This is a genomic window from Pseudomonas siliginis, from assembly GCF_024072275.1.
GTDB classification, from domain to species: Bacteria; Pseudomonadota; Gammaproteobacteria; order Pseudomonadales; family Pseudomonadaceae; genus Aquipseudomonas; species Aquipseudomonas siliginis.
The window spans coordinates 2,124,210-2,136,049 of the sequence record NZ_CP099598.1 but is presented as its reverse complement, the minus strand read 5'-3'; the positions used below and the strand labels follow the sequence as shown (position 1 = coordinate 2,136,049).

Sequence of the window (11,840 nt, the reverse complement as noted above, 5' to 3'; positions counted from 1 at the left end):
TATGAAAGTGCGACTGACGTTCCTCGCCGCCAGCCTGTTGCTGGCGGCCTGCAGCAGCCCGGTGCCGCGCCTGGACAGCGGCGTGCAGCCACCGAGCGCGTGGCAGTCCGTCGACAGCCATGGCGCGCTGCAGAGCAATCGACAATGGTGGACGCAGTTCGGCAGCCCCGAGCTGGCGCGACTGGTCGAACAGGCGCGGCTGGGCAGCTACGACCTCGCCGCCGCCGTGGCACGGGTCAGACAGGCCGAGGCCAGCGCAACCATTGCCGGCGCCCCGCTGCTGCCCGAACTCAAGGCCGGGCTGAACGCCAACCGGCAGAAACTGATCCACGGCAAGGGCTACAGCCAATTGGATGTCAGTCCCGAGAATCGCTCGCTGGATTATTACGACGCCGAGCTCAGCGCCAGTTACGAGATCGATTTCTGGGGCGGCAAGCGTGCCGCGCGCGACAGTGCCGTGTTCGGTGTGCAGGCCAGCGAGTTTGACCGCGCCACCGTCGAACTGACCTTGCTCAGCGGCGTCGCCAACAGTTACACCCAGGCCCTGGCCCTGCGTGAGCAGGCGCGCATTGCCGAACTCAATCTGAAAAATGCGCAGAATGTGCTGCATCTGGTGCAGACCCGTTTTGACGCCGGCAGCGCCACTGCGCTGGAACTGGCCCAGCAGAAAAGCCTGGTGGCGGAACAACAGCGTCGCCTGCCGCTGGTGCAACAACAGGCCCGCGAAGCACTGATCAGCCTCGCCGCCCTGCTCGGCCAACCGGTGCAAGCGTTGCCGTTGCCCGAGCAATCCTTCGCCCAATTGCACTGGCCGGACATCGCCAGTGGCGTGCCGAGCGACTTGCTCAGTCGCCGCCCGGACATTGCCAGCGCCGAGGCCAGACTGGCGGCGGCGCAGGCTGATGTCACCGTCGCCCGCGCCGCGATGCTGCCGAAAATCACCCTGACCGCCAGCCTCGGCAGCGGCGCCGACCTTGCCGCCGACCTGCTGCGCACGACGTTCTACAACCTGTCCTCGGGGCTGACCGCGCCGATCTTCAACAACGGCCGCCTCAGCGCCGAACGCGACAAGGCCAAGGCGCGGCAGGATGAACTGCTGGAGACCTATCGCGGGGCAATCATCAACGGCTTCGCCGACGTCGAAAAAGCCCTCAGCAGCATTCGCGGCCTCGACGAACAACGGCAATGGCAAAGCGAAGAACTGAACCAGGCACAGACCGCTTTCGACATCGCCCAGAGCCGCTACCAGGCCGGCGCCGAAGACCTGCTCACCGTCCTGCAAACCCAGCGCACGCTATATGCGGCGCAGGACATGAACGTGCAACTGCGCCTGTCGCGGTTGCAGGCGAGCATTGCCTTGTACAAAGCGCTGGGGGGTGGTTGGGAAGTGATCTAAGGGCGATGCGTCGACTGAACTGACGCCTTCGCTGGCAAGCCAGCTCCCACAGGGATCAGGGTAAATCTGCTGTTCATTCGTATCTTTGAGATAGCTATCGCGAGCAGGCTCGCTCCCACAGAAAAGCAAAGCAGCGCAGCTGCCCGCGGCGAAGCCGCCCCACTCAACAATGAGCGTTAGCTCGAGTGCTTTTGATCTTGATCTACCGGCGACGTCGGAAGGCTGAGCGGAGGGATTGATCCGGGCGTTGGAGCGCAGCGACCGTCTGGCGCAGCCAGACACAGCGGAAGGAGGTGCAGCGAAGCAAACCGTAGCCGCTGCGCCCGGATCGATCCCGCAGCGAAGGAACCCGAGCCTGCGAGGGCCGAACGCAGGAGCAAGCGTTTTTTTGCTTACTTTTTTTAGGCGTTTGTAAAAAAAGTGAGTCGCCGTAAGGGCGAAACCTTAGGTAGTCGTTACCGCAGCGATGGATATGTACGCCACCATAAATACCCCCTGTAGGAGTGAGCCTGCTCGCGAAGGCGGTGGGTCATCCGGCATAGCAGCTGATTGACACAACGCCATCGCGAGCAGGCTCGCTCCTACAAAAGATTGCGACCAATTCAGAGTATGTGTTGAACCAATCTAAAGCTGTCGGCCCTTGACCTTCAGGTGCCGCGCATACCAAGGGCGCTGCGGGACTTTGCGGAACAGTTCGGTCATGTTGTCTTCGTCGCCAAAAGTGATACGCAGCGCCAGCTTCATGGTCTCCGGGTCCATCTCCACTGAGCGTCCGACTTGCAGCCCGGGTACGGTGCTGCAGCCGTGGGTGTCGGGGCCGAGCCAGGGGTCGGCGACTTCCACCCAGCGTCCCGGTGCAAACCACGGCACGCCGTTGACTTCCAGACGGCTCACTTCGCCCGGGTGAAAACGTTCATGGGCGCGGAACCAGTCTTCCAGGCGGTCATCAATCCAGCCGTGGAAACGCCAGAACACCGGATTCACATGGGAGGAAAACGGATCACCGAGAAAGTCGTTTTCCGGCGCATACCAGCGCGCAGCGAAGTCCGCCTGATCGCGCGCCATCGGCACTGGAATGTCGTTGGATGGGTCACGCGCCACCGAAGCCCAGCGCATGTGCAGCCAGTCGTGCAGGCCCAGTTCGACTTCCGAACCGAACTGGCCAAGGGTCAATTTCGACAAATAACGCGGGTCACGGTACTGCGATTCCCAGACCAGGAAATTGCTCTGGAAAGTCTCCGCCGCTTTGATGTCGCTGACCCACTTGGTGTACTCGTCATCGCCCTCGGCCAGCCAGGTCGGCGGCAGGGAATTGCCGTCGTGATTGTCGAAATAGCGGGCGAATCCCTGTCGGTCCCGCTCCAGCTCAGGCTGCGGCTGCGGGAACGCCGGCCAGGAAGGCAAATCCTGCATCGAGCGGGCGATGCCAAGCATGTGCCGGTGCATAAAGAAAAAATCCACGCCCGAGCCATTGCGATCCTTGCTTGGCCCACGGGCGTCGCGCTCCTTGTCACGCGGCCCGGGCTGCCAGCCGATGCCGCGTAGCGCTTCGCGTTTTTTCTCCGAGAGCTTGTGCCACTTGTCGCGGGTGGCGTGCCAGAGCTGGTGGAACAACCGATGCTCGGGAGCCACCAGCCAAGCCAACAGTTGCGGATTAAGCCCGGTGCGTTCACGGGCCTCGGGAAAACGCCGCTTGATAGCGATGAATTGATTGTCCAGCTCGGGCAACGCCAACGGCCGATTCAGACGCAGCACTTGCCCGGTGAACGTGGCGCTGCCGGCATTGCCGAACGCCGCCCAGACCTCATCCAGTCTGACTTTGAATTCATACACCGGCGGTGCAAGTGGCGCATCGGTGCGCAGCAGGCGCCAATACATCTCGGCGCCGTTGCCCGGTGCCAGATCGCCAATCACTTGATAACGCACAGGCCCTTCGGCACGCAGATTCGCTCCGGTGTCGAGATAACCGCGCAGGCCGCGACCACGGTGGGCGATGTCGAGAAACAGTTCCAGGCCTTGCGCCGGCAAACCATCAAGCCCGGCCGCCGCACCGGTAAAGCGAATGTCCCAGACCCCACGCAAATTGTCCGCCAGCTGTTGCCCGGCGGTGTCCGCCAGATCGACCGTGGCCTCGCCCGGGGTGATCGGAAACTCCTCGCGAGTCAGTTCACGATGTGCATAAAAAGCGGCAGGCAGCGCGGCGCCCGTGAGTGCCATGCCCGCCATGAACCAGCGTCGAGAGATCGTCATTGCCCTACCTGTGTCAGCCATGAAGCAGGCTTTATCCAAGCTAGAACGTTTGCTCGGCGGGGAAATTTACGCCGCCGGCAAAACATCCCTGCGCCGCTGCCGGGCATTTGTAACGCACACCTAAATTAGCCGTGCAGCCACTCGTTCTTCCCAGATAGCAAAGGCCCCTGCGCCTGTACCTCGACGGCGAACCTGAATGAGATGGCAATGACAAAACCGCGTTGGAAAAAGGCTCTATTCATCGGCCTGCCGCTGGCCCTGGCGATCAGTGCCGGCGCAGGATTTCTGGCCTGGGATTACTGGAACAACCCCGGCTATCCGGTGAAGGTGATGAAACAGGCGACGGAGTTGCAGGATCGCCTGCTGTCGTTCGACAGCCACATCACCGTGCCGCTGAGTTTCGGCAGCCACGACCATGAAGCTGACAAGGATGGCTCGGGCCAGTTCGACCTCATCAAGGCCAATCGCGGACGCCTGTCCGGCGCGGCGCTGACGGTGTTCGGCTGGCCGGAAATGTGGAACGGCCCGAATGCCCCGCACCGTCCGACCGAGGGTTTTGTCGAAGAAGCGCGCAATCAGCAGGAGGTGCGCTACAAGATCATTTCCGGGATCGTCCGCGACTTCCCCAATCAGGCCGGCATCGCCTACACGCCAGATGATTTCCGCCGTCTGCACGGCGAAGGCAAGTTTGCGATCTTCATCAGCATGCTCAACGCCTATCCGCTGGGCAATGATCTGAGAAAGCTCGACCTGTGGGCCGGGCGCGGCATGCGCATGTTCGGTTTCAGTTACATCGGCAACAACAGCTGGGCCGACTCGTCGCGGCCGCTGCCGTTTTTCAATGATTCGCCCGACGCCCTCGATGGTCTGTCGGACATCGGTAAACAAGCGGTGCAGCGCTTGAATGATCTGGGCGTGATCATCGATGTTTCGCAGATGTCGACCAAGGCCCTCGAGCAAGTCGCCGAACTGAGCCGTACACCGCTGGTGGCCTCGCACTCGGCGCCACGGGCGGCAGTGGATATCCCGCGCAACCTCAGCGACAAAGAACTGCAACTGATCAAGAACAGTGGCGGCGTGGTGCAGGTCGTCGCCTTCTCGCAGTACCTGAAACCGCTGACCCAGGGCACGCAGGACAAACTCAATGCGTTGCGTGCGCGCTTCGATCTGCCGCCACTGCCCAACCTGGCGATGGCACTGATGCCGGGCGATCCGATCATCACCGCCTGGTCGGAACAGAAGCTCGGCCAATACGCCAGCGGCCTCTACGCGATCCTCGAAGAAGAACCGAAAGCCACCCTCAAGGACTTCGGCGACGCCATCGATTACACAGTGCGCAAGATCGGTATCGACCACGTCGGTATCGCCTCGGACTTCAACGACGGCGGCGGCATCAAGGGCTGGGAAAACGTCGGCGAGATTCGCAACGTCACCGCCGAACTGCTGCAGCGCGGCTACTCCGAAGCGGATATCGCCAAGCTCTGGGGCGGCAACTTCATGCGCGTCTGGGATCAGGTGCAAAAAGCCGCGAAACCAGCGCTGGCGTCGCGCCAGGAGGTGGCGCGGCCATGACCGATCGTCGCACTTTTCTCAAGCAGGCCGGCCTGCTCGCCGCCGCCCTGCCCCTGGGCGCCAGCCTGACTGCACCGGCGGCCGTCGCTGCCGTGCCGACTGCCTCGCGGGACAAATGGGCGCAGTTGCGTCAGTTGTTCGAGCAGGATCCTCAGGCGATTCACTTCGCCAATTTCCTCGTCACCTCGCACCCCAAACCGGTGCGCGAAGCGATCGAACGCCATCGCGCGGCGCTGGATCTGAATCCCGGTCTGGCGATGGATTGGGATCTGGGCGTCACCGAGAAGCGCGAAGAAAACGTGCGCCACTGGGCCGGCCAGTATCTGCAAGCCAAACCGGCGCAAATCGCCCTGACCGGCAGCACCACCGAAGGCCTGGCGATGATCTACGGCAGCGTACAGGTGCGCGCGGACCAGGAAATTCTTACCACGGTTCACGAGCATTATTCGACGCGCAACATTCTCGATTTCCGCAGCCGTCGTGACGGCACGCGCGTGCGCAAACTCAAGCTGTTCGAAACCCCGCAGAGCATTTCTCTGGATCAGGTGCTCGACACGATCAATCGCAACATCCGCCCCGAAACCCGTGTGCTGGGCATGACCTGGGTGCATTCGGGCAGCGGCGTGAAGCTGCCGATCAGCGACATCTCGCGGCTGGTCGACGAGCACAACCGCCAGCGCGACGACAAGGATCGGCTGATTTACGTGGTCGATGGTGTGCACGGTTTCGGTGTCGACGACTTGAGTTTCCCGCAGATGAACTGCGACTTTTTCATCGCCGGCACGCACAAGTGGATGTTCGGCCCGCGCGGCACCGGCATCGTCTGCAGCCGCACCGAAGAACTGAAATACGTCAGCCCCAGCGTGCCGACCTTCTCCGAGGCCACGGCCTTCTCGACCATCATGACCCCGGGCGGCTACCACGCCTTCGAGCATCGCTGGGCGCTGGACGAAGCCTTCAAGTTGCACCTGCAGCTGGGCAAAGCCGAGGTGCAGACGCGCATTCATCAGCTCAACAGCTACCTCAAGCAACGCTTGCAGGAGCACCGCAACATCGAATTGGTCACCCCGCTCGCCTCGCAGTTCTCCGCCGGTTTCACCTTCTTCCGGATCAAGGGCCAGGACAGCGATGAAGTAGCTGCCTGGCTGATGCAGAACCGGGTGATCTGCGACGCGGTCAGCCGCGACGTCGGGCCGGTGATTCGCACCGCACCGGGCTTGCTCAACAACGAAGCCGAAGTGGATCGCTTCATGGACATCCTCGGCACCAAGCTGCGTGCCTGATCCTCGATTGCCGTTTTCCTTTCAAAGAGACGACCCATGAAAAAGCCTCACGCGTCACTCCTCTCCAAAGCCCTGCCCGCACTGGCGCTCAGCGCCCTCTGCGGCGCACTGATGCCCGGCACCGCGCACGCGGCGACAGCCCCCGCTGCGGGCAAAGTGTTCAAGGATTGCAAGGACTGCCCGGAAATGGTCGTGCTTCCGACTGGCAGCTACACCATGGGCACGCCGGACGATGAAGTCGGCCGCCAACCCGACGAAGGCCCGCTGCACACGGTGACGTTCAGCAAACCATTCGCTATCAGCCGCTCGCAGGTGCTGGTGGGTGAATGGGACGCCTATGTGCGCGAAACCGGCAACAAGCCCTACGACTTCGATGACCGCCCCGGCCGCCGCTGCACCGCCGGCAAGCCCGAATTCAAACAGACGCCCCGCGACCCGGCGGTGTGCATGAACGTCGCAGAAGCCCAGGGCTACATCGACTGGCTGTCGAAAAAGACCGGCCACGCCTATCGCCTGCAAAGCGAATCGATCCGCGAATACGCCGCCCGGGGCGGCAGCACCGGGCCTTTCCCCTTTCCGTTCGATGAGGGCAAGGATTACCAGATCTCCAAACACGCCAACACCTATGGCGCAGCCGACGGCTACAACTTCACCTCGCCGGCCGGCACCTTCCCGGCCAATGCGTTTGGCGTGTTCGACGCCCACGGCAACGTCTACGAATGGACCGCCGATTGCTATCACCCGGACTACTCCGGAGTGCCCGCCGACGGTCGCCCATGGACCCAGGAAAACTGCGAACGCCAGGTCATGCGCGGCAACGATTGGGGCGAAGCGCCGATCTTCTCCCGCTCGGGCAACCGCAACAGCAGCTGGCCGACCAGCAAGGGCGACTGGCTGGGCTTTCGCGTAGTACGCGACCTCTGATCCCGCCCTCGACGAGCGCAGCCACGCCTGCGCTCGGTTAAAGAAACTCCGCGACCATTCGTTTTCCTTAAGTACCGGCACTCCCTCCGCATCGAAGCAGGAATCCTCCATGACCAAGCCTACGCGTGGGGCGATCAACGAATTGTTCGCCCTGCTCAAGCCCTTCCGCCTGATCGTCTCGGCGTCCATCGTGCTCGGCATGCTCGGCGGCCTGAGCGTCACCGTGCTGCTGGCGACCATCAACAACGCCCTGCATTCCGATGACGGCCTGACCCGCACCGTGGTGATGATCTTTGCCGGCCTCTGTGCCCTGGCCCTGCTGACCACGATCCTGTCGGACATCGGCACCAACTACGTCGGCCAGCACATCATCGCCAAACTGCGCAAAGAGCTGGGGGAGAAAGTCCTGTCGGCGCCGATCGACCAGATCGAACGCTATCGCAGCCATCGCCTGATTCCGGTGCTGACCCACGACGTCGACACCATCAGCGACTTCGCCTTCGCCTTTGCGCCCCTGGCGATCTCCATGACCGTAACCCTTGGTTGTCTCGGCTATCTGGCCATGCTGTCGTGGCCAATGTTCCTGATGATGCTGGTGGCCATCGCCATCGGCACCACCATCCAGGCGATTGCGCGCGCCAAGGGCATGCGCGGTTTCTACGCCGCCCGCGATTCCGAAGACGAACTGCAGAAGCACTACAACGCAATTGCCGAAGGCGCCAAGGAACTGCGCATTCACCGCCCGCGTCGCCAGCGCATGTTCGTCGCCGGCATTCAAAAAACCGCCGAGAAAATCTGCGATACCCAGATCAGATCGATCAACACCTTCGTCATCGCCAAGTCATTTGGCTCGATGCTGTTTTTCGTGGTCATCGGCATGGCCCTGGCCCTGCAATCGCTGTGGCCGAGTGCCGACAAAGCGGTGATGAGCGGTTTCGTTCTGGTGCTGCTGTACATGAAGGGGCCGCTGGAACACCTGATCAGCACCCTGCCGATCATCAGCCGCGCGCAGATTGCCTTCCGCCGCATTGCCGAACTGAGTGAACAGTTCTCTTCACCTGAGCCGCACCTGTTGCTGCAGGATCAGGGCAGCAAGCCAGCCGCCGTCAACAGCCTGGAACTGCGCAACGTGCGCTACGCCTTCCCTCCCGTGGAAGGCAGCGAGCCGTTCCGCCTCGGCCCGGTGAACCTGCGCATCGAACAGGGCGACATTGTGTTTATCGTCGGTGAGAACGGCTGCGGCAAGACCACGCTGATCAAATTGCTCCTGGGTCTGTACGCGCCGACCGAGGGCGAAATTCGCGTTAACGACAAGCCAATCACTGCGGTCAATCGCGATGATTACCGGCAGAACTTCACGACGATCTTCGCCGACTACTACCTGTTCGATGATCTGATTCAGGGCGATCGTGAAGTGCCGCAGGATGCCACCCGCTACCTGGAACGTCTGGAGATCGCGCACAAGGTCAGCGTGCGCGACGGCGCCTTCAGCACTACCGACCTGTCCACCGGTCAGCGCAAACGCCTGGCACTGGTCAACGCCTGGCTCGAAGAGCGCCCGGTGCTGGTGTTCGATGAATGGGCGGCGGATCAGGACCCGACATTCCGGCGGATCTTCTATACCGAGCTGCTGCCCGACCTCAAGCGTCTGGGCAAGACCATCATCGTGATTTCCCACGACGACCGTTACTTCGACGTCGCCGATCAACTGGTGCGCATGGAGGCTGGCAAGGTCAAAAGCGAACTGCAACCCGCCTGATCGAAGCAGCCGCGACCGGGCCGGAGAAAAAACTTTTCCGGTTTGCCGCGGCTTCCTCGTCTTAATGAGATGAATAAGAACCATTAACAACTATACCTGCCAAGGTCTTAACCTCATGTCCGCATCCCGTTTCATGCTTCGCCCTCTGACTCGAGCCCTGCTGATGCACGGCGCGACCCGCACACGCCTGGCCGGTAGCGGCCTGGGTCTGGCACTGACCCTCGCGGCAGCGCCGTATGTCCAGGCCCAGGAATGGACCCTGAATATCCCGGCCCAACCGCTGGCCCAGGCCCTGCAAACCCTCGGTCAGCAGACCAGCCTGCAAATCATCTACAGCCCGGAAAGCCTGCAAGGCCTGCGCTCCAGCGCCCTCAATGGCCGCTATCAGGATGACGAGTCGCTCAAGGCCATGCTCAGCGGCACCGGCATCCGCTATCAGCGTGACGGCAACACCGTCACCGTGCTCGGCGCGGCCACCAGCGGCAGCGCGATGGAACTGGCGCCGACCAACGTCAACGCCAACCGCCTCGGCGCCACCACCGAAGGCAGCAACTCCTACACCACCGGCGGCGTGACCATCGGCAAAGGCGTGCACTCGCTGAAGGAAACGCCGCAGTCGGTCACGGTGATGACCCGCAAGATGCTCGACGACCAGAACCTCAACACCATCGAACAGGTGATGGAGAAGACCCCGGGCATCACCGTCTACGACTCGCCAATGGGCGGCAAATATTTCTACTCGCGCGGTTTCCGCATGACCGGCCAGTACCAGTACGACGGCGTGCCGCTGGACATCGGCAGCAGCTACGTGCAGGCGGACAGCTTCAACAGCGACATGGCCATCTACGACCGCGTGGAAATCCTCCGCGGCGCGGCCGGCATGATGAAGGGCGCGGGCGGCACCGCCGGCGGCGTCAACTTCGTGCGCAAGCGCGGCCAGGACACCCCGCACACGCAACTGTCGCTATCGGCCGGCACCTGGGACAACTACCGCGGCCAGGTCGACACAGGCGGTCCGCTGAACGACGCCGGCACTGTCCGTGGCCGCGCCGTGGTGACGCAGCAGACCCGTAAGTATTTCTACGACGTGGCCGAACGCCGTGATCAGATCTACTACGGCGCCCTGGACTTCGACCTCAGCCCCGACACCACCCTCGGTCTGGGCATGGCCTATGAAGACGTCGACGCCACCCCGTGCTGGGGCGGCCTGCCGCGCTACGCCGACGGCTCCGACCTGCACCTGAAACGCTCCACCTGCCTGAACACCTCGTGGAACAACCAGCGCAGCAAACGCGCCACCTACTTCGCCGACGTCAAACACCAGTTCAACGATGACTGGTCGCTGAAAGTCGCCGGTGTCTACTCGCGCAACACTCAGGACATGGAATATTCCTTCCCGAGCGGCACAGTGCCCTTGGGCGCCACCGCCACCAACACGCTGATGCTCGGCAGTACCTATGATTACGATCAGCGCGACTACGGTTTCGATGCTTACGTCGACGGCAAATTCGACGCATTCGGCCAGCAGCACGAACTGATCGTCGGCGCCAACGCCAGCCGTTCGCACAAGGACGACTTCTACGCGGTGGCGGCATTGCCACAGCGCCAGAACGTGTTCAACCCGAACCACAACATCCCGCAGCCGGATGAAAGCTATTACCTGGCCAACGCCTCCCGTGGCGGCCCGGTGGACATGCACATCAAGCAATACGGCGCCTACTCGATCGCCCGCCTGAAACTCGCCGACCCGATGACGCTGGTACTTGGCAGTCGGGTCAGCTGGTACAAATCCGACACTGACTCGGTGCAGTACTTCCGTGGCGAAGGCACCGAGGTCAACACCCAGTCCACCGAAACCGGCCAGGTCACGCCGTTCGCCGGCCTGCTCTACGACCTCAACGACAACCTGACCGCCTACGCCAGCTACACCGACATCTTCACCCCGCAAGGCTCGTACAAAACCATCGACGGCAGCACGCTCAAGCCGCTGATTGGCCAGAGCTACGAGCTGGGGATCAAGGGTGAGTGGTACGACGGTCGTCTGAACACCACGTTCAACCTGTTCCGCACCATCCAGAAAGATGCGGCCCAGGATGACCTGCGGTGCGAAGACAGTTCGTGCCAGATCAACTCCGGCAAGGTCCGCGCCCAGGGCTTTGAAGCTGAAGTCAGCGGTGAAGTGATCGACCGCCTGCAACTGTTGGCCGGTTATACCTACACCCAGACCAAGGTGCTGGAAGATGCCGATGCCACTCAGGATGGCGCGGTCTACAACTCCTACGTGCCGCGTCACCTGTTGCGCGTCTGGGGTGATTACGCCCTGAGCGGGCCGCTGGACCGTGTGACGATTGGTGCGGGGGTCAATGCGCAGACGGGCACCTACCGGGTTTCGCCTCTGGGCGGGGACAATGTCGATGGCGCGGGTTATGCGGTCTGGAACGGTCGCATTGGTTATCGGATTGATGACACCTGGTCGGTGGCGTTGAACGGCAACAACCTGTTCGACAAGCGTTATTACGCGACCATTGGTACCGAGGGGTTCGGTAACTTCTACGGTGATCCGCGCAATTTTGTGATGTCGGTGAAGGCTGATTTCTGATTGCTCTTAGTTGTGTGGAAGCCCCGCTTTGGCGGGGCTTTTTGGTTTTTGGGATTG

General features: G+C 62.1%; 7 protein-coding genes. 6 read left to right on the top strand and 1 reads right to left on the bottom strand.

Features of this window, described 5'->3' with window-relative positions; translation table 11 throughout:
• The first annotated feature begins 1 nt into the window (after position 1).
• Positions 2–1,396: an efflux transporter outer membrane subunit gene (locus tag NF676_RS09970; protein ID WP_252887637.1), complete on the top strand. Its 1,395-nt coding sequence runs from the start codon at positions 2–4 to the stop codon at positions 1,394–1,396.
• A gap of 624 nt (positions 1,397–2,020) precedes the next feature.
• On the opposite strand, the gene pvdP is transcribed toward NF676_RS09970, so the two are convergent.
• On the bottom strand, positions 2,021–3,646 hold the full coding sequence (gene pvdP, locus NF676_RS09965; protein ID WP_252887636.1) for a pyoverdine maturation tyrosinase PvdP: 1,626 nt from the start codon (positions 3,644–3,646) through the stop codon (positions 2,021–2,023).
• Positions 3,647–3,853: 207 nt separating this feature from the next.
• On the opposite strand from pvdP, the gene pvdM reads away from it, so the two are divergent.
• The 5 genes from pvdM to NF676_RS09940 all read left to right on the top strand — a co-directional run bounded on the left by pvdM (position 3,854) and on the right by NF676_RS09940 (position 11,783).
• Positions 3,854–5,218: a pyoverdine-tailoring dipeptidase-like protein PvdM gene (pvdM, locus tag NF676_RS09960; RefSeq protein ID WP_041478506.1), complete on the top strand. Its 1,365-nt coding sequence runs from the start codon at positions 3,854–3,856 to the stop codon at positions 5,216–5,218.
• Positions 5,215–6,501: a pyoverdine-tailoring periplasmic protein PvdN gene (pvdN, locus tag NF676_RS09955; protein WP_252887635.1), complete on the top strand. Its 1,287-nt coding sequence runs from the start codon at positions 5,215–5,217 to the stop codon at positions 6,499–6,501. The genes pvdM and pvdN overlap by 4 nt, the downstream gene beginning before the upstream one ends.
• A 36-nt stretch (positions 6,502–6,537) precedes the next feature.
• Positions 6,538–7,425 (top strand): dihydropyoverdine dehydrogenase, encoded by an 888-nt coding sequence (gene pvdO / locus NF676_RS09950; protein ID WP_252887634.1) that lies wholly within the window; start codon positions 6,538–6,540, stop codon positions 7,423–7,425.
• 109 nt (positions 7,426–7,534) lie between these two features.
• Positions 7,535–9,184, top strand: coding sequence for a cyclic peptide export ABC transporter (locus NF676_RS09945; RefSeq protein WP_123443162.1), 1,650 nt, complete (start codon positions 7,535–7,537; stop codon positions 9,182–9,184).
• A 115-nt stretch (positions 9,185–9,299) separates the two neighbouring features.
• A complete protein-coding gene (locus NF676_RS09940; RefSeq protein WP_252887633.1) occupies positions 9,300–11,783 on the top strand; it encodes a TonB-dependent siderophore receptor in 2,484 nt (827 codons plus the stop codon).
• Positions 11,784–11,840: the final 57 nt, after the last annotated feature.